Origin of the sequence: Bacillus sp. TE8-1 (assembly GCF_008368855.1) — a bacterium.
GTDB classification, from domain to species: Bacteria; Bacillota; Bacilli; order Bacillales; family Bacillaceae_G; genus Bacillus_A; species Bacillus_A cereus.
Window position 1 is genome coordinate 496,321 of sequence record NZ_QPET01000014.1, and the last position, 22,391, is coordinate 518,711.

Below are 22,391 nucleotides of genomic sequence, written 5' to 3' on the forward strand. Positions count from 1 at the left end.
AGAGAATGGAATTATTGAAGGGGAATGCAGTAAATTTAAATGATACAGCTTATTACAATAATCGAGAGTTAAGTTGGTTAGCATTTAATGAACGTGTCTTACAAGAAGCGCAAGATGCAAATAATCCACTTTTGGAAAGATTGAAATTTATTAGTATTTTTAGTTCGAATTTAGATGAATTTTTTATGGTACGTGTAGCGGGATTAAAGGATCAAGTGAGTGCTGGATTTAATCAACCAGAAAATAAAGCTGGCTTAACACCGAAAAAGCAATTAAATAAAATTGCGATAAAAGCCCATGCACTAATGACAGTACAATATGATACATTTAAAAATTATGTATTACCAGCGCTTGAGTTAGAGGGAATTGAACGTTTAACATTCAATGATTTGACGAAAGAGCAGCGAGAATTTATAGAAGAGTATTTTGACGAGCAAATTTTTCCGGTGTTAACTCCTGTAGCTATTGATGCATATCGCCCATTTCCAATGTTATTAAACAAAAGTTTGAATTTGGCTACTCTTTTATATGATGAGAAGCAAGCGGAAGAAGAAAACAGGACGAAGTTAGGGATTGTACAAGTTCCTTCATTACTTGAGCGCTTCATAATTTTACCGAGCGAAGGGCAAAAGCATAAATTTATTTTATTAGAAGACGTAATTAGTAGCTTTACTCATAAATTATTTACGGGATATACAGTATCATCTGTTACTCGTTTCCGTATTACACGCAATGCAGATTTAACGATTCATGAAGAAGGTGCGAGAGATTTATTAAAGGTAATTGAAAAAGAATTAAAAAAGCGTAAGTGGGGTGCTGCTGTACGTTTAGAAGTTGGGAAAGAACACATTGATGAAAGAGTATTAGCGTTATTATATGAGGTTCTGGAAGTAAAAGATGAAGATGTATATATAATGGATGGCCCATTAGATTTGACATGTTTGTTTTCTTTATATAAAAAACTAGCTCCTTTATATGAACATCTTGTATATCCAGCTCTTATTCCGCAACCGCCTCAAGATTTAGGTGATGAAGAAGATGTATTTGAAAAAGCAATTGAGCATGATATTTTATTACATCATCCTTTTGAATCATTTCAGCCGGTAGTTGATTTTGTCCGTGATGCGGCAGACGATCCGAATGTACTTGCGATTAAACAAACGTTATATCGTGTAAGTGGTGATTCACCGATTATTCAGGCGTTAAAGATAGCGGCTGAAAAGGGAAAACAAGTGACGGTATTAGTTGAATTAAAGGCAAGGTTTGATGAAGAAAACAATGTTCACTGGGCTAAAGAATTGGAACAGGCAGGCTGTCATGTTATTTACGGTGTCAGTCACTTGAAAACACATAGTAAAATTACGCTAGTTGTAAGGAGAAAAAACGGAAAAATCGAAAGGTTCGTACATCTCGGAACTGGGAACTATAATGATGCAACAGCGAAGTTATATACTGATTTTGGATATATTACATCAAGAAAAGATTTTGGGGTCGATGCAACCAATTTCTTTAATTATTTAAGTGGTTATACAACAAAGCCACATTTTCATCATTTATCGGTTGCTCCATTTGATATAAGAGAGCAATTTATGGATTTAATAGATGAAGAAATCCGTTATCATAGGCAATATGGAAATGGATATATTATCGCTAAGATGAATTCATTAACAGATAAACCGTTAATAAAAAAAATGTACGAAGCATCACAAGCTGGAGTAAAGGTAGAGCTCATTGTTCGAGGAACATGTTGCCTACGACCTGGTATTCCAAATGTAAGTGAAAATATTCGTGTAGTTAGTGTTGTTGGAAGATATTTAGAACATAGCCGTATTTATTATTTCCATCATAATGGGGAGGAGAAAATATATTTATCTTCAGCTGATTTGATGACGCGAAATATGGAGAAGCGAGTGGAAATATCTTTCCCGATATTAGATATTGAAATGAAGGCACGAATTAAGGCGATTTTACAGCTTACATTAGCTGATAATGTGAAAACACGTGAACAAAATAAAGATGGTGATTACTATTATGTTATTAATGGTAGTACAGAAGAAATTGATAGCCAAGTGAAGTTGTTTAAGATGGCGTATCAAAATACAGACGCTGAATAATGAAAAAAAGTAAAAACCTCTTATGTCCATAAGAGGTTTTTACTTTTTTCTACTCATATGCTCCAAAAATGGAAGGATGAGTAGAAACAATAGTTTTATTATAAGCGTGTAATGAGATGGCTCGTTGAGAGAATAATATTTGAAAGAATCGTTACTTTAACCTAGTAATAGTATGGTTGCTGACATGGTCCACCGTAACAAGGATAAGGTGCTGGCGGCGGGAAAGGTGGTGGATAAGGTGGATAAAATGGTCGAGGGCCGAAAGCTAATGCTCCGCCGAGCAATCCACCAGCAATTCCAGCTAGAAAGGGAACGCCAAAAAACGGGAAGAAGCGTGAGTCGCCTACTGGACCAATAGGTGCTGAACGGACTGGAATTGGTTGATAATATGGATACATGAACATACCTCCTTTATTGGACTCACTTTTATCATATGGTAAACGAAACATGGATGAGCGCGTACAAGAAAGGATATGTAAGAAAATAGGCGAATTATTACGAATGTTGGAGTGTGAAAATTGTGATTTCAGGTTTTGACATGAAACGAAATGGGACACGTGTTCTTCCAAGACCTCGATTGACATAGAGAGTTAAATCTTGCATCGTATAGAAGCCTTCAATATAGTCTTTGGCGAGTGATGGTGTAATAATAGCCCCTAAAAAAGGAATTTGTACTTGTCCGCCATGGCTATGACCAGAAAGTTGCAAGTTGATTGGATATTTGGAAATTTGCGGCGCGATATCTGGCTCGTGAACAAGAACGATGTTATAAGTATTTTGCCGTGCATGTTGTAATGTTTTCTCTATTTTTGGTTTGCCTAGTAGTATATCATCGAGACCGAAAATAGAAATTTCACTATTATCCATTAGATGAATTCTTTTTTCACTATTTAGCAATAGTTCAAATCCTGATTCACGCATGATGTGCTCATAGTATTCAGTTCCATATCCACCGTGATCATGGTTACCATAAATAGCGAATTTACCGAAGGGGGCTTGTATATTTTTTAAAATGGATGCGACAAAAGGAGTGTCAGTATACGTTTGATAATTATCAATGAGATCTCCGGTAAAAAGGACAATATCTGGATTTACAGCATTAATTTTAGAAACAACTTGAGATAAATGTTGAAGCGAGAAATAGTATCCGAGATGTAAATCGCTGAATTGAAGAATTTTCATACCATGAAAACTTTTTGGGATGAGTTGTGATTTTAATGTGTGCTGTGTAAAAGAAATGAAATGGGGTTCTATATATTTAGCATAGTAGTATCCGATGCCACTGGTTATAAATGAATAGAGACAAGTACGCATACCAATTTTCAAAAAATTTCTTCTTGTAATGTGCGCCATAAAAATATGAGTATACCTCAATGTTTTTATTCCATTTAAAGGCTACTCAAATCTCCTTTCAGTTTATTTAAAAATATACTTTACATAATAAAAAATTAGTATAGATTACGAAAAAAATGAATAAAAAGAAAGTTCTTTACATTAAAATATCAGAAAAGTTTAAAAATATAAAGATTTCTATTAAATAAAGTGATAAAATGAATGTGTATTCATTTTTTGGAGGGGATGTATGTGAAAGAAAAGGTAGTTATTATAACAGGTGGATCGAGTGGAATGGGAAAAGGAATGGCGACTCGCTTTGCAAAAGAAGGGGCACGAGTTGTTATTACAGGACGTACAAAAGAAAAACTAGAGGAAACAAAGTTGGAAATTGAACAATTTCCAGGGCAAGTATTACCTGTACAAATGGATGTAAGAAATACGGATGACATTCAGAAAATGATTGAACAGATTGATGAGAAGTTTGGTCGAATTGATGTTTTAATAAATAATGCAGCTGGAAACTTTATTTGTCCAGCAGAAGATTTATCCGTGAATGGCTGGAATTCGGTCATTAATATTGTATTAAACGGTACATTTTACTGTAGCCATGCTGTCGGAAAATATTGGATTGAAAAAGGTATAAAAGGGAATATCATTAATATGGTAGCAACATATGCATGGGATGCAGGTCCAGGAGTTATTCATTCGGCTGCAGCGAAGGCAGGAGTATTAGCGATGACGAAGACGCTCGCTGTTGAGTGGGGACGTAAATATGGAATACGAGTTAACGCTATCGCTCCAGGACCAATTGAACGTACGGGCGGTGCTGATAAATTATGGATTTCAGAAGAAATGGCTAAGCGTACGATACAAAGTGTTCCGCTTGGAAGGCTGGGTACGCCAGAAGAAATCGCTGGTCTAGCTTATTATTTATGCTCAGATGAAGCTGCGTACATAAATGGAACTTGCATGACAATGGATGGAGGACAACATTTACATCAATATCCATTTTAAAAGGGATAAAAAAATGAATGTTTGATTCATTTTTTTACGGTTAAATGTGACGGAATTGTGACATATGAAAGAAAAGTGTTTACAAGAGGTCATATATACGTTATATTTAAGACCTCTTTTTTCTTCATAGTAGAATTGCTAATTCCCCTTAGCATTTTACCCCTCTAATCCCTTCAGGAAAACTGAAGGGATTTTTTATTATTTTTCCGTAAATATCATGTTATAATTTTTGAAAAGTAAAGGGAGGGAAGCACGTTGATAGATGCATTAGATGTAATGAGTAACTTGGATAAAGTCCTTCCTTATTATCAAGCTATTTTTAGTGCTGATGAGCATACTGTAATTGGATATGAAGTAGTAGGACGTATTCAAACAGAAGAGGGCATACAAAGTTTAGCTTCTTTCTTTCACGATGATTCGATTCCAAGTGAATTTCAACTGGAAGCGGATAATATTATAGTAGAAAAAGCTTTAAATCGTTATTTAGAAAGCGATCAAAAATTATTATTATTTATACATCGGAATGCTAATGTATTAATGAATGATGATGATGAAAGCTTGCTTCAACTTTTATTGAGGTATGAAGAACAAGGTTTAAATTTAAAACAAATTGTTTTAGAGATTACAGAGCATGAATGTAAAGAAGATATAGAGCAATTTAATCATTTGCTTATGTATTATCGTACATATGGTATTCAAATTTCGATTAATAAAGTCGGAACGGGTACAAGTAATTTAGAGCGTATTAGCGTGTTAGCACCTGATATTTTAAAAGTAGATTTAACGAACTTAAGGCAAACAGCACTTTTACAATCTTATCAAGATATTTTATATTCTTTATCATTACTTGCTAGAAGAATTGGTGCAACTTTATTATATGAAGAAATAGATGCTTTTTATCAACTGCAATATGCTTGGAAGAACGGCGGAAGATATTATCAAGGTAATTATTTAAAAGAATGTTTACCTGATTTTATTGAAACGAATGTTTTGAAAGAGCGACTAGGTAATGAATGTCATCAGTTTATTCAGCATGAAAAGAAGAAGTTACAAAAAATTTATAATTTAACAGAGATGTTACGCGATCGCATTGGCGATGTTTTATCAAAACAAAAAAAGAATGAAGATATAAATGATTGGTTATTACAATTTAGTCAAAGTGTATCACAGTGTAGTTTTCGTATATTTATTTGTAATGAAGATGGTTTCCAACAATCAGGAAATGTTATGAAAAAAGATGGAGAATGGATTGTGATGCCGGATTATTATATGAAGAACTGGAGCTGGCGCCCGTATTTTCTCGAGAATATAATGAAAATGCGTTTTGAGAATAAGGCGAGGCTTTCAGATTTATATGCAGATATTGAAACGGGAGAAATGGTACGAACATTTTCTTTCCCGATTGATGATGACAACTTTTTATTTATAGATTTATCTTATGAATATTTATATGAAGAAGATGTTTTATTTTAATGCACGAAGAGATTCGTGCATTTTTTGTTTGTTTTTATCATAAATTGGTAATAGTGAAAATGGTGATGAAAATGCTGTCTATCGTTGTAAAGATTTTACGAACGAAATCTGTCCTTTCTTTGCATAATCATTGTTACAATGAATACTACAAAGACAAGTTCTTTTAAAAGGAAGGTGAAAAAATGAGGAAATATGGAATATGGCTTGTTCTATTTGTATGTGTTGCCTTTCTAGTTGGTTATAGTGTTACGACTGTTTTAGGAAAAGAGGAAGTGGAAGTCGATCGGAAAGAAGTATTTACAACGATACAAAAAGGCTATGAAACCCAGTTTTCAATTCGTGGGAAGCATTTGCCGATGAATAAGATGATAGAGACGTTATCACCGTATTTTACAGATAATTTCCTTCAAGTATTTACAGATGAAAATAGCAGAAGTGATAAACAAAGTGGTGAATATTTACTTCCGGCAAAAGAAGCACCGTTTTCTTTTAATTCAGAAACGAAAATGTCGTATGATGAAGAACATAAAAATTTATATGTATATGAGCGGACAAAAAGTGGACAATATCAAATTGTAACATTGAAAAGGGATCAAGATAAATGGAAGTTAGCAGGATATCATGAAAGTCAGGAACTTTTAACTGAAATAAAAAGGTTGCAACAATTATAAAGTGAAACTTTTAATCAGTGGGTGGGAGTTTTACTACCTACAAATAGCGGGATAAGAATAGGAATAGGTATTTACCTATTCCTATTCTATATTGAGTAGTTGTTGTAACTTTTCAATTTGAAAACCTGCAACTACTTCGCCATCAATTACGACTGTTGGAGTTGAATAAGAATCATAGTCGTATAAAAGACGATTGCGAGCAGCAGCGTCTTTTTTTACGTCAAATTCTTCATATGCAACGTTATTATGCTTCAAAAATTCTTTTACAATAACACATGGCGGACAATCGGGTTGTGTATAAACCTCAATTTTTTTCATTGTAATTCCTCCTTTTTTCTGTTTTTTATTATATTCTTCCAGTATAAAAACCGCAATAATGAAGGAGAAATATGTTCTTTCTGTTTTTTCCTTCGCATTTCGACAAATTTTTAGTTGAGTTTCTGGCCAATAACCTTTATCCTAGAGTGTGGAACATTTTTTCTGTTATGACGGATAGAATGAGTATAGCTGTAAAACCTATTGGTAGGAAGATCAGAGAAAGGAGAGATTTCATGTCTCTACTCCAAGGAATTTTAACTCGACTTGTTAGTCTACAAGAACAAGCTGAAAGCGGTGAAGTAGCACAACGCTATTTTGAAGTGAACGGTGAGCGCAAATGTAGCGTGAAATTTTTCGATAAAAGTGAAATGTATGAGTTAGAAGTGTATCAACAAGGTGAAAAACCTCAAGTATATCAATTCGATAATATCGACATGGTTGCAATTGAGATTTACGATATCATTTCTTGATACATATAAAAAAGGTACTGCCACATGGCAGTACCTTTTTTAGTTCTATTACTTTCTAGCATAATGTATAGAAGTTTTTTATTTTTCCTACAATGGTATTAAAATGAAAATTTAATCCGTGCAAGTTTGCTTATCCATGTGGATAATTAGTCCCGTCAACCGGGTGAATATGTGAAGCTAAACTTCTCACTATCGCTGGGTTTTGCAAATAGCGGGAGAAATATAACTAGGAGGTTATCGTATGGAACGTTTACCAGTTGTGATTTGTCCTAATTGTCAAAGTTCTGCTGAGATTATTCATGTATTAACGGCTCAATCTAATCAAAATGTAATTTATACGTGCCAAGTTTGTCACTTTGTAATTCGAAATATTGAAACGAATAAAGGATAGGAAGTTATAATTTTAGTTTTTGTCCCATACAATGAGAATACGAAAAGTCTGTCTAATTGAAAGGACGTGACTCTGTGGACGGTGCACATAAATTTTACAATGTTTCAGAGAGACATTTAAATTTTGATATGGTCTTTAACCGTATTTGTAGTTTCATTGAAAAGGATCCGCGAAATTTGTATCGATTATCCATTGGGACAGACTCGCAAGCGCATCAAAAGGATACGAGGTTTATTACAGCAATCCATATTCATCGTGTTGGAAAAGGTGCCTGGGGTTGTTTACACCATAGATCAGTAAAAGATAAGCCAGCGACCTTACGTGAGAAAATATATTTAGAAACGCAGTTTAGTCAAGAAATCGCATGTCTATTTACGCCTACTCATATACAAACAATATGGGAGTTATTGCATCCTTATGCTCAAGATGGGGCTGGATTCATAATGGAAATTCATTTAGACATTGGGAATGATGGCTTAACAAAAGAATTTATTTTAGATATGACAGAAAAAATTCGAGCGATGGGATTAACTGCAAAAATTAAGCCGGATGCTTATGCGGCGTTTAGCTATGCAAATCGATATACGAAATGATTTTTTTGTATGTGTACGATTGTTACATATCTTTTAATAAAAACTGAATATTACATCTATTAAATAGGTTGAATTTTTTATATAATAAGAGTAACGATGCGAGTGTAAGGAGAGGGGTATATGCAAAGGGAAGTTGTTTTAACGAAGGAAGAAGAAAGTTTACTACTAGATATTTTATTTCAGCAAAATTACGCAAGTGAAATTTTAGCTGTGGAACTTACAGATATTGAGAATGGTTTGAAACAGACAGATGTGATGCAATATAAAAAAATCACAAGGTTATTTTACAGATTAAAAAATAAAGGGTATTAAGCGCTACCGGAATGGTAGTCTTTTTTTTGTGCGGTATGCTAAAATAGCTGTGTGATTGTATTTTTATTGAAATAAATTTAGGACAAAATAATAATATGAAAACGCTGTCATAAAATGTGAATAGAGTTGTGAACATAAGCAGGAAAAAGGGAAAATGGGGGATGTAATATGATTAGTATTCCGAAAGACGAATTTCAACAAATTCTTGTGAAGGATTTAATGATTTCATCGGAAAAAGTAGCTCATGTCCAAATTGGAAATAGTTTAGAACATGCTTTACTCGTTCTTGTAAAATCTGGATATTCAGCGATACCTGTCTTAGATCCAATGTATAAACTACATGGTTTGATTAGTACTGCCATGATATTAGATGGTATGTTAGGATTAGAACGTATTGAGTTTGAAAGGCTCGATGATATGAAAGTAGAGCAGGTGATGAAAGAAGATATACCTGTTCTTAAATTAGACGATTCATTTGCAAAAGCTTTAGAAATGACAATTGATCATCCTTTTATTTGCGCTGTTAATGAAGAAGGCTATTTTGAGGGGATTTTAACACGTCGGGCTATTTTAAAATTGTTGAATAAGAAAGTAAGGCAACATAATCGATAAAGTGAAAAAAGTGACTTCATAGAAACGAAGAAGTCACTTTTTTTTCGTGCATATCACTTGTGTATGTATTATATTTAAAAAGACATAAAACATAAGGAAAGTTTGCGCTGGACAATTGTATTTTCTGAATGAAAGCATTCGGGTAAATTAAGGATGAAAAGCTTATTGAAATAAGGTGTATGGAAGCTAAGGAAAGAGGGAGAAAGTTGCAAATTGATGATTTTCAAATGATGGTTGTGTTAGCTCAGGAATCAAATATGAGAAAAGCGGCGGAACGTTTATTTGTTTCCCAACCTGCGCTGAGTCAACGATTACAATCTATGGAGAAACAATGGGGAATGAAGTTTTTTATTCGCTCACAAAAAGGATTGACAATTACACCTGAAGGGGAAAAAGTTGCAAATTATGCCAAAGAAATGTTGCAAAGGGAAGAAGATATAAAAAGTGAGCTGGCTGTTTTCAGAACGGAAACTCATGGAACGTTAAAAATAGCTGTTGCATCAGTTATTGGTCAATATTGGCTCCCTCCTGTTTTGAAAAATTTTGTGCATAAATATCCTTCTGTAAAGATATCGCTGTTTACTGGATGGAGTAGTGAAGTGCAAAAGCAGTTTTATGAAGGAGACGTGCATGTTGCTATACTGAGGGGAACACAAGAATATAAAGGTCAGAAGCAACAATTATTTGAAGATGAACTGTATTTAGTTGATAAAGAAATAAAAGATATTTCGATGTTAAAAGAAACAAATAGGCCGTTCATTCAATTTAAAAGTGACTCGACTTATTATGGACAAATACAAAATTGGTGGTATGGTTTATTTTCTAATCCGCCTAAGCGAACGATTGTAGTTGACCAAATTGAAACATGTAAACAACTTGTTTTAAATGGTATAGGTTATGCCCTTTTACCTTCTACTGTTTTAAAGGAAGTACAGGAAAATATGTATAAAACACCTGTTCAACTGACGAGAGAAACATGGTTGTTAACAAGTGACTCGGCAAGGCAGTTGAAGCAAGTACAAGCATTTTTAGAAATTATAGAAGAAATTCAAAGGGAAAAATAAGATTATTATCTTGCTACTCGCTCTTTCGTTTGGTAGAGTAACATTATAAATGGATTTAGGAGGCAACAAGAATGAAAATGATGGACGCTAACGAAATTATTTCGTTTATTCAAAAAAGTGAAAAGAAAACTCCTGTAAAGGTATACATAAAAGGGGATTTAAAAGAAGTAACATTCCCTGAAACAGTACAAGCATTTGTGAATAAAAAATCAGGTGTATTATTCGGAGAATGGTCTGAAATTAAGACAATTCTTGATGAGAATAATAAGCACATCGTTGACTACGTTGTAGAAAACGATCGTCGTAATTCTGCAATCCCAATGCTTGATTTAAAAGGTATTAAAGCTCGCATCGAGCCAGGTGCTATTATTCGTGACCATGTTGAAATTGGTGACAACGCTGTAATTATGATGAATGCAACAATTAACATTGGTGCTGTAATTGGTGAAGGTTCTATGATCGACATGAACGCAGTACTTGGTGGACGTGCAACAGTCGGTAAAAACTGTCACGTAGGTGCAGGTGCTGTACTTGCAGGTGTTATTGAGCCACCTTCTGCAAAACCAGTTATCGTTGAAGATGATGTAGTAATCGGTGCAAATGTAGTTGTTTTAGAGGGTGTTACAGTAGGTAAAGGTGCAGTTGTAGCAGCGGGAGCTGTTGTAACAGAAGATGTACCTCCATACACAGTTGTTGCAGGTACTCCAGCACGTGTAATCAAAGAAATTGATGAGAAGACAAAAGCAAAAACAGAAATTAAACAAGAGCTTCGTCAATTAAACCCAGAGAAATAAAAAGTAAAAAAAGCGTAAGAGCGTAAATGGGCTCTTACGCTTTTTATAGATAGAGGTGCAAAAATGACAGTAAGCAAATTTGTCCAAATTCGTAGAGATCTACATAGAATTCCAGAAATCGGATTTAAGGAATGGAAAACACAACAGTATATTTTAGATTATATAGGAACACTTTCTCATGAATTTGTGGAAGTGAAGACATGGAAAACGGGTGTAATCGTTAAAGTAAATGGAAAAAATCCCGAAAAAATAATAGGTTATCGTGCAGATATAGACGGTTTACCAATTACAGAGGAAACTGGATACGAGTTTGCTTCTATTCATGAAGGAATGATGCATGCATGTGGCCATGATGTACATACAACAATCGGTTTAGGCCTTCTAACGAAAGCTGTGAGCGAAAGAATAGATGATGACCTTGTATTTCTATTCCAGCCAGCAGAAGAAGGACCAGGCGGTGCTCTTCCTATGTTAGAAAGTGAAGAGTTAAAAGAATGGAAACCGAATATAATTCTTGGTCTTCATATTGCACCAGAATACGCTGTGGGGACAATTGCAACGAAAGAAGGACTGTTATTTGCCAATACTTCAGAATTATATATTGATTTAAAAGGGAAAGGTGGCCATGCTGCCTATCCGCATACTGCAAATGACATGATTGTTGCAGCGAGTCATCTTGTTACACAGCTTCAATCCGTTATTAGTCGCAATGTAAATCCTCTTGATAGTGCAGTAATTACAATCGGGAAAATTACTGGTGGTACGGTTCAAAATATTATTGCAGAAAAATCTCGTTTAGAAGGAACGATTCGAACATTATCAGTGGAATCAATGAAGCGTGTGAAAAGCAGAATTGAGTCAATTGTTGCAGGTATCGAAGCTTCTTTCCAGTGTGAGGCGATTATAGATTACGGAGCAATGTATCATCAAGTATATAACCATGAAGAGTTAACGAGAGAGTTTATGGAATTTGTACATAAACAAACTGATATGAATGTTATTACATGTACTGAGGCAATGACGGGTGAAGATTTTGGTTATATGCTTCGAGAAATCCCTGGATTTATGTTTTGGCTTGGAGTAAATTCAGAATATGGTTTACATCATGCAAAATTAAAACCAGACGAAGAAGTGATTGAAAAGGCAATTACATTTTTAAGCCAATATGTAAAGTGGAAAGGGAATAGAAAATAAAACTTCCACTTTCTTGAAGGTTCCAAAAAACTTTTTGTTCTGAGGTGTAAGTAACGCTCGTATAGATTGATTTTAGACATTTATATACAAATGGAAGAATTAAAGTTAATTGTACTGTTTTAATAATGAGCAGGGGGTTTAGCCACTGCTCATTATTAATTATTTGACTAACTTATATATGTTTACTTTTAGTATGAAAAGTGTGTAAAATCAATGTGAAACATAGAAAAAAGGGTGGGGAATTACGTGCAAATTAGCAGTGCGATTTTATGTTTCGTCTTATATGCGTATGTTATTATTGCGGCGGTTTATTTTGGGATAAGTTTTTATGCCTATCGTCTAGTAGATAATAATGAATATGACGAAACATACAAATGGGTGAAGAGATATTTATCACCTGTACTAGAAATTATGAATGGGTTTGTGCTCTTTTTATTTATTGGATTAATTGCTTTTTCAACGAGTTTAGTAGGGAATAAAACTACGTTATTTGTATTGGGTATCATTATTTTTATGTTGTTAGGAATAAGGATTGGTAATACGGTCTTTTGGAATGAAAGAAAAGTAGATGGTTGGACGGGAATGTTAATTCCGTGCATGTTAGCTGCAATCGTGACAAATATAGAGCATGAATATTATCAATTACATTTTTGGCTTATTATCGTTTTAACAATTCTTTCTGTTTTGTATATAAGCACAGTAGTACTAACATATATTGCACATGAAAAAGGAGATGTTAAAGGCACTCGTTTCTTTAGAGGACGGGCATTATTTTGGAGTGTGCCGACGATGGTAGTTATCGGGCTTATTGCGATATTAGTAAATGGATATCAATTTTCTAATTGGCAACTATTTTTAGAAAATTGGTGGATCTTTATCTTTTCGTTTATTGCTTTTTTAGGTGCAACGCATTATTTATTCCATCAACATCATTACATATGGGCGTTGTTATTTGCATTCACACAGCTTCTATTTGCCTTTTTTGGTCAAGAAACATTATTATTCGTTTTTGAAACATTTAGTTCTTTTGGAAATATATTTGTATTTGCTATGCTACTTGTTGGTATCGCTTTTTACTTGCAACAATATTTTTATATACAAAAACAAAAATAAGAGCTAATCATAGTTTTTGTGACGCATATAAAGTGTGTTACACTGAAAATAAATAGTACTTGAAGTTATTGGAGGAATTCCCGTGGGTGAGAAAGAAAAAGAATTTGCTGTCATTGGACTTGGTCGCTTTGGTGGAAGTATTTGCCGAGAACTAGCTCAATTAGGTATGGAAGTAATGGCAATCGATTCAGATGAGGATAAAATTAATGAATTTGCAAATATAGCTTCGCATGCTGTAATTGCAGATTCAACAGATGAGATGGTATTAAAAAGCCTTGGTATTCGAAATTTTGATCACGTAGTCGTTGCTATTGGAGATAATTTAAATTCAAGTATTTTAACGACTTTGATTTTGAAAGAGTTGGGTGTAAAAAATATTACTGTAAAAGCTCAAAATGATTATCATGAAAAAGTGTTAAGTAAAATAGGTGCAGATCATATTGTGCATCCAGAACGTGATATGGGAAAAAGGATTGCTAATAATATTGCATCAAGCAATGTGCTAGACTACCTTGAGCTTTCAGATGAGCATAGTATTGTAGAGATTATTGCGAATAAAAAAATTGATGGGCACTCTTTAATTGAATTAGATATTCGTGCGAAGTTTGGATTGAATATTGTAGCAATTAAACGAGGCAAAGAAGTTATCGTATCCCCTCGAGCTACGGAGAATATTCAAGCAGGAGATATATTAATTGTCATTGGTCATGACGATGAAGTGGATCGATTTAAACACTTTTTAAGATAAGAGAAAAGAAAAGGACAATGCCTTCATGGCATTGTCCTTTTTCTTATATTTCCATAATGATTGGTAAAATCATTGGACGGCGTTTCGTTTTCTCATATAGGAATGGAGCTAATGTGTCTGTAATTTCATTTTTAATTTCAGACCATTGTGTTGTTTTACGCTCCATTACTTTTTCTAAATGAGTTGTAATTAATGTTTGTGCATCATTGATTAAATCGCTACTTTCACGCATGTAAACGAAACCGCGTGAGATGATATCAGGTCCCGCTGCAACTTTAAATTCTTTCATATCAATGCTTACAACTACAATTACAAGTCCTTCTTCAGAAAGGATACGACGATCGCGTAATACGATATTGCCAATATCTCCAATACCGTTTCCATCAATGTAGACCGAACCAGATGGGATTTTTCCAGCTACGCTAGCTTCATCCGAACGTAAAGCAAGAACATCGCCATTATCCATAATGAAGCAATTTTCTTCAGGGATGCCACAATCATTTGCTATGTTCATGTGCATACGCTGCATACGATATTCACCATGAATTGGCATGAAGTACTTCGGTTTAATTAGACGTAACATTAATTTTTGTTCTTCTTGTCCACCGTGTCCACTTGTATGGATATTTGAAAGTTTCCCATGAATTACATCAGCGCCAGCGCGGTACAACATGTTAATTGTACGACTTACGCTAATTGTATTTCCTGGAATTGGTGAAGAAGAGAAAACAACTGTATCTCCAGGAATAATTTGAATTTGGCGGTGTGTACCGTTTGCAATACGTGAAAGTGCTGCCATCGGTTCACCTTGACTACCTGTACATAAAATAACAACTTTATTAGCTGGTAAGCGGTTTAGTTGAGATGGATCTATGAATGTATCTTTCGGGCAACGAATATAACCAAGGTTTTGTCCAATTTCAATCGCTGCTTCCATACTTCGACCAAACACAGCTACTTTACGGTTGTTTTCAACAGCAGCTTCAACAACTTGTTGTAAGCGGTGAATATTTGATGCAAAGGTTGCGAATATAATCCGTCCTTCTACTTTACGGAAAATGTCTTGAATGCTATCACCAACGCGACGCTCAGACATAGTAAAGTTTGGAACTTCACTGTTCGTACTATCAGATAATAGACATAGTACGCCATCTTTACCGATTTCAGCCATTTTTGTTAAATCAGCTGGTTCACCAACTGGTGTGAAGTCAAATTTGAAGTCACCTGTATGAACAACTTGACCTTGAGGTGTTTTCACAACAACGCCGTACGAATCTGGAATACTGTGTGTTGTACGGAAGAAGGATACAGACGTTTTTTTGAATTTAATAACGTCATCTTCTTGAATCTCGTAAAGTTTTGCTTTACGAAGTAAGCCGTGTTCTTCTAATTTGTTTTTGATGAGTGCAATTGCTAATTTTCCGCCGTAAATTGGAATGTTCACTTGACGTAATAGGTAAGGGATTCCGCCGATATGATCTTCGTGACCATGTGTAATGAATAACCCTTTAATTTTATCTTCGTTTCGCACAAAATAAGTGTAGTCTGGTATTACATAATCGATTCCGAGAAGTTCGTCCTCTGGAAATTTAATTCCAGCATCAATTATAATAATTTCATCTTGAAATTGAACAGCGTATGTATTTTTACCGATTTCACCAAGCCCACCGAGAGCAAATACAGCAACTTGGTCGTTTTTTAGAAATTTCATATCGCTATACGATTTCCGCTAATGTTAAATCAGCGTTTTCTTTTTCATATTCAAGATGAGCGCCAGTAACAGACTGAACAAACTCGATATTATATGCGAACTTATTTAATTTTGTACGAACATCCTTTTCAGACGTAGCCTCTAAATATAAAACTTTTGTATTTTCACGTACTGGAACCTCAGTTAATTTTTCTTGATAAAATACTTTAAAAATCATTTGGAAAACCTCTCCTTGTCTATGTTTTGCATTATCTGTTACTTATTATAAAGCAAACAGTCACGATTTTCATGTTTTTTCGAATGAGAATGAAGAAAAAGCCCGAAATGGGCACAATTTAAGCGACTGTCTTTTTACGGACTAGACCATTTAAATAACGCTTGAGCTTTTTCTTCAGCTTCTTCAGCATGATTACTCCTTCCTTTCCTTATTTTAAACATGCCTATTACTAGTGAAAACTCTATCTCTGATATAAGAGATAGGACAAAAGTGAATGGTGAATCTTGTCCTTTCCCATACAGTGAAAGTTATTCTATAGTAACGATCAGTAGCCGTTAGTTATAGGTATAGTATGAGGAAGAATGGAAAAGAAAATTCATCCGAACAAGTATCTACATGTTTTACTAATATATATATGCAAAGTTTACAAATAAGGTCAGAAAGGGAACGCTTTCTTCACAGATGTTTAATATGTTATACTTTTTTTTAGAATTTGAAAAGTGATATTCAAAATAGGAATATAGAGTCTCAGAAAGGATTTTGACAAATGAATGATAAAATTGTCTTTTTTGATATTGATGGAACATTATTAGATCATGATAAAAAAATTCCGCAATCTACACGAGATGCAGTAAAACAGTTACAAGAAAAAGGTGTACATGTAGCAATTGCGACAGGGCGCGCGCCATTTATGTTCGAAGATATTCGTAAGGAACTTGATATACATAATTATGTTAGTTTTAATGGACAATATGTTGTCTTTGAAGATGAGGTAATATTTAATAATCCGTTACATCCAGATGCTTTACATAAGTTTACTCAGTTTGCAAAACAAGAAGGATATCCACTTGTATATCTTGACCATCAAGATATGAGAGCATCAGTGGAATATCATGATTATGTGAAAGAAGGCTTTGGAAGCTTAAACTTTGAGCATCCAGCATATGAGCCTAATTTTTATGAGGAACGTAATATTTATCAAACACTACTTTTTTGTGAAGTAAATGAAGAGGAAAAGTTTATTAATCATTATCCAGATTTCCATTTTATTCGTTGGCATGCATATTCAATGGATATCATTCCGAATGGTGGTTCTAAGGCAAAAGGAATTGAGAAATACATTGAAAAGTTAGGTTTTAATCGTGATCAAGTGTATGCATTTGGAGATGGCTTAAATGATTTAGAAATGATCGAAGCCGTTGGCACAGGTATTGTGATGGGAAATGGCCATGAAGACTTGAAAAAACTTGCAAATCATGTGACAAAGGATGTTAATGAAGACGGTATATATCATGGACTAAAGTGGGCTGGATTGCTATAAGTGAATATGGAACCCATTTCATAATAAAAAGGCGGAAGATTAACTTCCGCCTTTTTATTATTATCGCTCTAGAGGTTTGGAATCATCAGGAGCGGCAAAAGGATTTTCTTTATTGATATGGTCATAGAACATAACGCCATTTAAATGATCAATCTCGTGTTGGAATACGATTGCTGGTAAACCTTTTAAACGTAATTTTACTTCTTCTCCGTTAATAGAAGTTGCTTTTACTGTAATTCTTGTATAACGAGGAACATAACCAGGTACTTCGCGGTCTACAGATAGACAGCCTTCACCACCCTGTAAATATGTACGTTCAACAGAATGGCTAATGATTTTTGGATTGAATAATGCATGGCTATATAATGTACCATCCGCATCGGTTACATGAACTGCAATCATTTTTTTTGAAACACCGATTTGCGGAGCCGCTAATCCGATTCCAGGGCGTAAACTATATTTTTCAGCCATTTCAGGATCTTGGCTATTTATTACGAATTCAATCATTTCTTTTAAGGTAGTTGTATCTTCTTCGCTTGCCGGTAAGGACACCTCTTCTGCAACGTTGCGCAAAATAGGATCTCCTTCGCGAATAACATCTTTCATTGTAAGCATATGTAATCTCTCCTTTCCTCTTTAGTCTACCAAAGGAGATGGAAAAAGTCATCGGCAAGAAAGGGAAGGCATTTTGGAAATCGTTCTATTATAGAGTAGTTATGTATGTGATAAACAGAAAAAGACGGCAAAGCCGTCTTTTTCTTTCCATAGTTGTTTCGTTTTACAATTAGCGAATGCAAGCAGCACCAACGATAATTAAAAGAATAAACAACACAACGATTAAGGCGAAGCCGCGTCCAGACCCGCCACAAGAACCGCCATAACCGTAGGAAGGATATGAACAAGTTGGATAGCAATATGAGTATCCGTACATGAGATGACCTCCTTTATCATTTCCCGCTAATACTGCGGTTACTATAATGTATGGAAGAGAGGGTAGAAATGTATAGGTATTTACCTAAAAAAGGAAGAGTAGTTTGTATATTTTTGTTACGAAGAGAGAAAAACTAAAGAGAATTAAATCGTTTACATATTATTCTAAGAGAAAAAATAAGTGAAAAAGGGAATAATATAACAGTAGGTCAATGCTTACTAATACAGATGTAAAAAATAAAAACACGTTTGTGTAGTAGAAACCTGCATATTATTTATAAAAAAACGTATTCAAAGTAATTGACATCGTAATTAGAATAGTTGTAAACTAAAAAACGTGATCAAGATTGTATTAATATGTTTCTGAAAAAACATTAGTACAGATTGTTAGGTACACAAAATTATTCTCAACCGACATACAAACATGTTGGTTTACATCGTTGCGCTTTTTAAACTGGAAAATAGCCAGTGAAAGCGTTTCAGAATATGGTTCAAGAGAGGAAGAGGTGAACGGAATGGGTACTAAAACAAAAAAGACCCTATTTAATGTTGATGAGCAAATGAAAGCTATCGCAGCTCAATTTGAAACATTACAAATTTTAAATGAAAACGGTGAAGTTGTGAATGAAGCAGCTATGCCTGAATTATCTGATGATCAATTAAAAGAATTAATGCGTCGTATGGTGTATACTCGCGTATTAGATCAACGTTCTATTTCTTTAAACCGTCAAGGACGTTTAGGTTTCTACGCACCTACAGCTGGACAAGAAGCTTCTCAATTAGCAAGTCATTTCGCACTTGAAGCAGAAGACTTCATCTTACCAGGATACCGTGATGTACCACAATTAGTATGGCACGGATTACCATTATACCAAGCATTCTTATTCTCTCGTGGACACTTCATGGGTAACCAAATGCCTGAGAATGTAAATGCATTAGCTCCACAGATCATTATCGGTGCGCAAATCATCCAAACTGCTGGTGTTGCGTTAGGTATGAAACTACGTGGTAAAAAATCTGTTGCAATTACTTACACTGGTGACGGTGGTGCTTCACAAGGTGACTTCTACGAAGGTATGAACTTTGCAGGTGCATTCAAAGCTCCAGCAATCTTCGTTGTTCAAAACAACCGTTATGCAATCTCTACTCCAGTAGAAAAGCAATCTGCAGCTAAAACTGTAGCACAAAAAGCAGTAGCAGCAGGTATTTACGGAATTCAAGTAGACGGTATGGATCCATTAGCTGTATACGCAGCAACTGCTTTCGCTCGTGAGCGCGCAGTAAATGGCGAAGGCCCTACTTTAATCGAGACTTTAACATTCCGTTACGGTCCACATACAATGGCTGGTGATGACCCAACTCGTTACCGTACAAAAGATATCGAAAACGAATGGGAACAAAAAGACCCAATCGTACGCTTCCGTAAGTTCTTAGAAGCTAAAGGCCTATGGTCTCAAGAAGTTGAAGAGACAGTAATCGAAGAAGCAAAAGAAGATATCAAACAAGCAATTGCTAAGGCTGACCAAGCTCCAAAACAAAAAGTAACTGATTTAATGGAAATCATGTACGAAAAAATGCCTTACAACTTAGCTGAACAATATGAAATCTACAAAGAAAAGGAGTCGAAGTAAGCCATGGCTCAAATGACAATGATTCAAGCAATCACTGATGCTTTACGCGTTGAAATGAAAAATGACCCTAACGTACTTGTATTTGGTGAAGACGTTGGTGTAAACGGCGGTGTATTCCGTGCTACTGAAGGTTTACAAGCTGAATTTGGTGAAGATCGTGTAATGGATACTCCACTTGCAGAGTCTGGTATTGGTGGACTTGCAGTTGGTCTTGCACTTGAAGGATTCCGTCCAGTTCCAGAAATCCAATTCTTCGGTTTCGTTTATGAAGTAATGGATTCAATTTCTGGTCAATTAGCTCGTATGCGTTACCGTTCTGGTGGACGTTGGACTGCTCCAGTAACAGTTCGTTCTCCATTCGGTGGTGGTGTTCATACTCCTGAACTTCATGCTGATAGCTTAGAAGGATTAGTGGCTCAACAACCTGGTCTAAAAGTTGTTATTCCATCTACTCCATACGATGCTAAAGGTCTTTTAATCTCTGCGATTCGTGACAACGATCCAGTTATCTACTTAGAGCATATGAAATTGTACCGTTCATTCCGTCAAGAGGTACCAGAAGGTGATTACACAATTGATTTAGGTAAAGCTGATATCAAACGTGAAGGTACAGATGTATCTGTTATCGCTTACGGTGCTATGGTTCACGCTGCATTAAAAGCTGCTGAAGAACTTGAAAAAGAAGGTATCTCTTTAGAGGTTGTTGACTTACGTACAGTTCAACCATTAGATATCGAAACAATCATCGCTTCTGTTGAAAAAACAGGTCGCGTAGTTGTAGTTCAAGAAGCTCAAAAACAAGCTGGTATTGCAGCTAACGTTGTAGCGGAAATTAACGACCGTGCAATCTTAAACTTAGAAGCTCCAGTTGTACGTGTTGCAGCTGCTGATACAGTATTCCCATTCTCTCAAGCAGAGAGCGTATGGTTACCAAACCACAAAGATATTGTTGAAGCTGTAAACAAAGTAATGAACTTCTAATTTTTAGCTTTTCATGTGCAAAAGAAATCAGCACATGCTGGTTTCTTTTGTACATATTCCATAATAATGAAATGAATCAGGGGGCTGAATTCCGTGGCATTTGAATTTAAACTACCAGATATCGGTGAAGGTATCCACGAAGGTGAAATCGTAAAATGGTTTATTAAACCAGGCGATGAAGTAAACGAAGACGATGTACTTCTTGAAGTACAAAATGATAAAGCAGTAGTAGAAATCCCTTCTCCTGTTAAAGGTAAAGTACTTGAAGTACTTGTAGAAGAAGGAACAGTTGCAATCGTAGGAGATACATTAATTAAATTTGATGCTCCTGGATACGAAAACCTTAAATTTAAAGGTGACGATCATGATGAAGCTCCAAAAGCTGAAGAAGCAGCAGTAGAAGCTCCAGCAGCGGAAGCTACTCCAGCAGCAACTGCAGAAGTAGTAAATGAGCGCGTAATCGCTATGCCATCTGTTCGTAAATACGCTCGTGAAAAAGGTGTAGACATTCATAAAGTAGCTGGTACTGGTAAGAATGGCCGTATCGTAAAAGCTGACATCGATGCATTTGCAAATGGTGGACAAACTGTAGCAGCAACTGAGGCTCCAGCAGCAGTAGAAGCTACTCCAGCAGCAGCGAAAGAAGAAGCACCAAAAGCACAACCAATCCCAGCTGGTGAATATCCAGAAACTCGTGAGAAAATGAGTGGTATCCGTAAAGCGATTGCGAAAGCAATGGTTAACTCTAAACACACAGCTCCTCACGTAACATTAATGGACGAAGTAGATGTAACAGAACTTGTTGCTCACCGTAAGAAGTTCAAAGCAGTAGCAGCTGACAAAGGTATTAAATTAACTTACCTTCCGTACGTTGTTAAAGCTTTAACATCTGCATTACGTGAATACCCAATGTTAAACACTTCTTTAGACGATGCATCTCAAGAAGTAGTTCATAAACATTACTTCAATATCGGTATCGCAGCTGATACAGACAAAGGTCTATTAGTACCAGTTGTTAAAGATACAGATCGTAAGTCTATCTTCACAATCTCTAACGAGATCAATGATCTTGCTGGTAAAGCACGTGAAGGTCGTCTAGCTCCAGCTGAAATGAAAGGTGCTTCTTGCACAATTACAAACATTGGTTCTGCAGGTGGACAATGGTTCACTCCAGTTATCAACCACCCAGAAGTAGCAATCCTTGGTATCGGCCGTATCGCTGAAAAACCAGTTGTGAAAAACGGTGAGATCGTTGCAGCTCCAGTATTAGCATTATCTCTAAGCTTTGACCATCGTTTAATTGACGGTGCAACTGCTCAAAAAGCGTTAAACCAAATTAAACGTCTATTGAATGACCCACAATTATTAGTAATGGAGGCGTAAT

The 22,391-nt window shown here is 35.3% G+C and carries 25 protein-coding genes; 18 read left to right on the forward strand and 7 right to left on the reverse strand.

Going from position 1 to position 22,391, the window contains the following annotated elements; all coding sequences use genetic code 11:
- Positions 1-5 precede the first annotated feature (5 nt).
- Positions 6-2,114 (forward strand): polyphosphate kinase, encoded by a 2,109-nt coding sequence (locus tag DN404_RS14490; protein WP_000421680.1) that lies wholly within the window; start codon positions 6-8, stop codon positions 2,112-2,114.
- A gap of 161 nt (positions 2,115-2,275) precedes the next feature.
- Here the strand turns inward: DN404_RS14490 and DN404_RS14495 are convergent, their stop codons facing one another.
- Together DN404_RS14495 and DN404_RS14500 are read right to left on the reverse strand one after the other, a co-directional pair.
- Complete coding sequence (locus DN404_RS14495) at positions 2,276-2,512, reverse strand: hypothetical protein (RefSeq protein WP_000283738.1); 237 nt, start codon at positions 2,510-2,512, stop codon at positions 2,276-2,278.
- A 97-nt stretch (positions 2,513-2,609) separates the two neighbouring features.
- On the reverse strand, positions 2,610-3,467 hold the full coding sequence (locus tag DN404_RS14500; protein ID WP_149215148.1) for a metallophosphoesterase: 858 nt from the start codon (positions 3,465-3,467) through the stop codon (positions 2,610-2,612).
- Positions 3,468-3,698: 231 nt separating this feature from the next.
- On the opposite strand from DN404_RS14500, the gene fadH reads away from it, so the two are divergent.
- From fadH to DN404_RS14515, 3 genes are all read left to right on the forward strand, one after another.
- Positions 3,699-4,463 carry a 2,4-dienoyl-CoA reductase gene (fadH, locus tag DN404_RS14505; protein WP_000660913.1) on the forward strand — a complete coding sequence of 255 codons (765 nt, stop codon included), beginning with the start codon at positions 3,699-3,701 and terminating at the stop codon, positions 4,461-4,463.
- 255 nt (positions 4,464-4,718) lie between these two features.
- Positions 4,719-5,936, forward strand: a complete 1,218-nt coding sequence (locus DN404_RS14510; RefSeq protein WP_000564306.1) for an EAL domain-containing protein — start codon at positions 4,719-4,721, stop codon at positions 5,934-5,936.
- Between the two features lie 182 nt (positions 5,937-6,118).
- On the forward strand, positions 6,119-6,607 hold the full coding sequence (locus DN404_RS14515) for a DUF3993 domain-containing protein (protein WP_001233804.1): 489 nt from the start codon (positions 6,119-6,121) through the stop codon (positions 6,605-6,607).
- Between the two features lie 81 nt (positions 6,608-6,688).
- Here the strand turns inward: DN404_RS14515 and DN404_RS14520 are convergent, their stop codons facing one another.
- The gene (locus DN404_RS14520; protein WP_000717875.1) at positions 6,689-6,925 is read right to left on the reverse strand and encodes a glutaredoxin family protein; all 237 of its coding nucleotides are present in this window, start codon (positions 6,923-6,925) and stop codon (positions 6,689-6,691) included.
- 233 nt (positions 6,926-7,158) lie between these two features.
- On the opposite strand from DN404_RS14520, the gene DN404_RS14525 reads away from it, so the two are divergent.
- The 10 genes from DN404_RS14525 (at position 7,159) to DN404_RS14565 (ending at position 14,216) form a co-directional block, all read left to right on the forward strand.
- Entirely contained in the window at positions 7,159-7,395 is a 237-nt protein-coding gene (locus tag DN404_RS14525; RefSeq protein WP_000055151.1) for a YkuJ family protein, read from the forward strand.
- A 241-nt stretch (positions 7,396-7,636) separates the two neighbouring features.
- Positions 7,637-7,786, forward strand: a complete 150-nt coding sequence (locus tag DN404_RS30555) for a hypothetical protein (RefSeq protein ID WP_000440540.1) — start codon at positions 7,637-7,639, stop codon at positions 7,784-7,786.
- Positions 7,787-7,860: 74 nt separating this feature from the next.
- Positions 7,861-8,379, forward strand: a complete 519-nt coding sequence (locus tag DN404_RS14530; RefSeq protein ID WP_000348489.1) for a ribonuclease H-like YkuK family protein — start codon at positions 7,861-7,863, stop codon at positions 8,377-8,379.
- Between the two features lie 120 nt (positions 8,380-8,499).
- Positions 8,500-8,691 (forward strand): antirepressor AbbA, encoded by a 192-nt coding sequence (gene abbA / locus DN404_RS14535; protein ID WP_001188692.1) that lies wholly within the window; start codon positions 8,500-8,502, stop codon positions 8,689-8,691.
- A gap of 168 nt (positions 8,692-8,859) precedes the next feature.
- Positions 8,860-9,303 carry a cyclic-di-AMP-binding protein CbpB gene (gene cbpB, locus DN404_RS14540; protein ID WP_000623579.1) on the forward strand — a complete coding sequence of 148 codons (444 nt, stop codon included), beginning with the start codon at positions 8,860-8,862 and terminating at the stop codon, positions 9,301-9,303.
- Positions 9,304-9,482: 179 nt separating this feature from the next.
- Positions 9,483-10,367, forward strand: a complete 885-nt coding sequence (locus DN404_RS14545) for a LysR family transcriptional regulator (protein WP_149215149.1) — start codon at positions 9,483-9,485, stop codon at positions 10,365-10,367.
- Between the two features lie 71 nt (positions 10,368-10,438).
- Positions 10,439-11,161 carry a 2,3,4,5-tetrahydropyridine-2,6-dicarboxylate N-acetyltransferase gene (gene dapD, locus DN404_RS14550; RefSeq protein WP_000783241.1) on the forward strand — a complete coding sequence of 241 codons (723 nt, stop codon included), beginning with the start codon at positions 10,439-10,441 and terminating at the stop codon, positions 11,159-11,161.
- Between the two features lie 63 nt (positions 11,162-11,224).
- Positions 11,225-12,355 carry an N-acetyldiaminopimelate deacetylase gene (locus DN404_RS14555; protein WP_000218672.1) on the forward strand — a complete coding sequence of 377 codons (1,131 nt, stop codon included), beginning with the start codon at positions 11,225-11,227 and terminating at the stop codon, positions 12,353-12,355.
- A 246-nt stretch (positions 12,356-12,601) separates the two neighbouring features.
- Positions 12,602-13,468 (forward strand): hypothetical protein, encoded by an 867-nt coding sequence (locus DN404_RS14560; RefSeq protein WP_006928202.1) that lies wholly within the window; start codon positions 12,602-12,604, stop codon positions 13,466-13,468.
- Between the two features lie 82 nt (positions 13,469-13,550).
- Positions 13,551-14,216 (forward strand): potassium channel family protein, encoded by a 666-nt coding sequence (locus tag DN404_RS14565; RefSeq protein ID WP_000504032.1) that lies wholly within the window; start codon positions 13,551-13,553, stop codon positions 14,214-14,216.
- 43 nt (positions 14,217-14,259) lie between these two features.
- On the opposite strand, the gene rnjA is transcribed toward DN404_RS14565, so the two are convergent.
- Together rnjA and DN404_RS14575 are read right to left on the reverse strand one after the other, a co-directional pair.
- A complete protein-coding gene (gene rnjA / locus DN404_RS14570; protein WP_149215150.1) occupies positions 14,260-15,927 on the reverse strand; it encodes a ribonuclease J1 in 1,668 nt (555 codons plus the stop codon).
- A 4-nt stretch (positions 15,928-15,931) separates the two neighbouring features.
- Entirely contained in the window at positions 15,932-16,144 is a 213-nt protein-coding gene (locus DN404_RS14575) for a DNA-dependent RNA polymerase subunit epsilon (RefSeq protein WP_000576435.1), read from the reverse strand.
- 547 nt (positions 16,145-16,691) lie between these two features.
- On the opposite strand from DN404_RS14575, the gene DN404_RS14585 reads away from it, so the two are divergent.
- On the forward strand, positions 16,692-17,465 hold the full coding sequence (locus DN404_RS14585) for a Cof-type HAD-IIB family hydrolase (protein ID WP_000998268.1): 774 nt from the start codon (positions 16,692-16,694) through the stop codon (positions 17,463-17,465).
- Between the two features lie 60 nt (positions 17,466-17,525).
- Here DN404_RS14585 and def read toward each other — a convergent pair whose 3' ends face one another.
- A complete protein-coding gene (gene def, locus DN404_RS14590) occupies positions 17,526-18,080 on the reverse strand; it encodes a peptide deformylase (RefSeq protein WP_000957048.1) in 555 nt (184 codons plus the stop codon).
- A gap of 169 nt (positions 18,081-18,249) precedes the next feature.
- A complete protein-coding gene (locus DN404_RS14595; protein ID WP_000274562.1) occupies positions 18,250-18,396 on the reverse strand; it encodes a YjcZ family sporulation protein in 147 nt (48 codons plus the stop codon).
- Positions 18,397-18,910: 514 nt separating this feature from the next.
- Between DN404_RS14595 and pdhA the strand changes: the two genes are divergently transcribed.
- From pdhA to pdhC, 3 genes are all read left to right on the forward strand, one after another.
- Positions 18,911-20,026, forward strand: a complete 1,116-nt coding sequence (pdhA, locus tag DN404_RS14600) for a pyruvate dehydrogenase E1 component subunit alpha (RefSeq protein ID WP_000536895.1) — start codon at positions 18,911-18,913, stop codon at positions 20,024-20,026.
- A gap of 3 nt (positions 20,027-20,029) precedes the next feature.
- On the forward strand, positions 20,030-21,007 hold the full coding sequence (pdhB, locus tag DN404_RS14605) for a pyruvate dehydrogenase complex E1 component subunit beta (protein ID WP_000068168.1): 978 nt from the start codon (positions 20,030-20,032) through the stop codon (positions 21,005-21,007).
- A 93-nt stretch (positions 21,008-21,100) separates the two neighbouring features.
- Positions 21,101-22,390, forward strand: coding sequence for a pyruvate dehydrogenase complex dihydrolipoyllysine-residue acetyltransferase (pdhC, locus tag DN404_RS14610; RefSeq protein ID WP_000863419.1), 1,290 nt, complete (start codon positions 21,101-21,103; stop codon positions 22,388-22,390).
- Position 22,391 lies beyond the last annotated feature (1 nt).

What these genes read in the sequence shown, in the direction of transcription:
- def (WP_000957048.1), bottom strand. Translation starts at nt 18,080, where the DNA reads ATGCTTACAATGAAAGATGTTATTCGCGAAGGAGATCCTATTTTGCGC.
- pdhA (WP_000536895.1), top strand. Translation starts at nt 18,911, where the DNA reads ATGGGTACTAAAACAAAAAAGACCCTATTTAATGTTGATGAGCAAATG.
- DN404_RS14575 (WP_000576435.1), bottom strand. Translation starts at nt 16,144, where the DNA reads ATGATTTTTAAAGTATTTTATCAAGAAAAATTAACTGAGGTTCCAGTA.
- DN404_RS14595 (WP_000274562.1), bottom strand. Translation starts at nt 18,396, where the DNA reads ATGTACGGATACTCATATTGCTATCCAACTTGTTCATATCCTTCCTAC.
- cbpB (WP_000623579.1), top strand. Translation starts at nt 8,860, where the DNA reads ATGATTAGTATTCCGAAAGACGAATTTCAACAAATTCTTGTGAAGGAT.
- DN404_RS14585 (WP_000998268.1), top strand. Translation starts at nt 16,692, where the DNA reads ATGAATGATAAAATTGTCTTTTTTGATATTGATGGAACATTATTAGAT.
- pdhB (WP_000068168.1), top strand. Translation starts at nt 20,030, where the DNA reads ATGGCTCAAATGACAATGATTCAAGCAATCACTGATGCTTTACGCGTT.
- DN404_RS14490 (WP_000421680.1), top strand. Translation starts at nt 6, where the DNA reads ATGGAATTATTGAAGGGGAATGCAGTAAATTTAAATGATACAGCTTAT.
- rnjA (WP_149215150.1), bottom strand. Translation starts at nt 15,927, where the DNA reads ATGAAATTTCTAAAAAACGACCAAGTTGCTGTATTTGCTCTCGGTGGG.
- abbA (WP_001188692.1), top strand. Translation starts at nt 8,500, where the DNA reads ATGCAAAGGGAAGTTGTTTTAACGAAGGAAGAAGAAAGTTTACTACTA.
- DN404_RS14525 (WP_000055151.1), top strand. Translation starts at nt 7,159, where the DNA reads ATGTCTCTACTCCAAGGAATTTTAACTCGACTTGTTAGTCTACAAGAA.
- DN404_RS14555 (WP_000218672.1), top strand. Translation starts at nt 11,225, where the DNA reads ATGACAGTAAGCAAATTTGTCCAAATTCGTAGAGATCTACATAGAATT.
- DN404_RS14500 (WP_149215148.1), bottom strand. Translation starts at nt 3,467, where the DNA reads ATGGCGCACATTACAAGAAGAAATTTTTTGAAAATTGGTATGCGTACT.
- DN404_RS14545 (WP_149215149.1), top strand. Translation starts at nt 9,483, where the DNA reads ATGGAAGCTAAGGAAAGAGGGAGAAAGTTGCAAATTGATGATTTTCAA.
- DN404_RS30555 (WP_000440540.1), top strand. Translation starts at nt 7,637, where the DNA reads ATGGAACGTTTACCAGTTGTGATTTGTCCTAATTGTCAAAGTTCTGCT.
- DN404_RS14520 (WP_000717875.1), bottom strand. Translation starts at nt 6,925, where the DNA reads ATGAAAAAAATTGAGGTTTATACACAACCCGATTGTCCGCCATGTGTT.
- dapD (WP_000783241.1), top strand. Translation starts at nt 10,439, where the DNA reads ATGAAAATGATGGACGCTAACGAAATTATTTCGTTTATTCAAAAAAGT.
- DN404_RS14495 (WP_000283738.1), bottom strand. Translation starts at nt 2,512, where the DNA reads ATGTATCCATATTATCAACCAATTCCAGTCCGTTCAGCACCTATTGGT.
- DN404_RS14515 (WP_001233804.1), top strand. Translation starts at nt 6,119, where the DNA reads ATGAGGAAATATGGAATATGGCTTGTTCTATTTGTATGTGTTGCCTTT.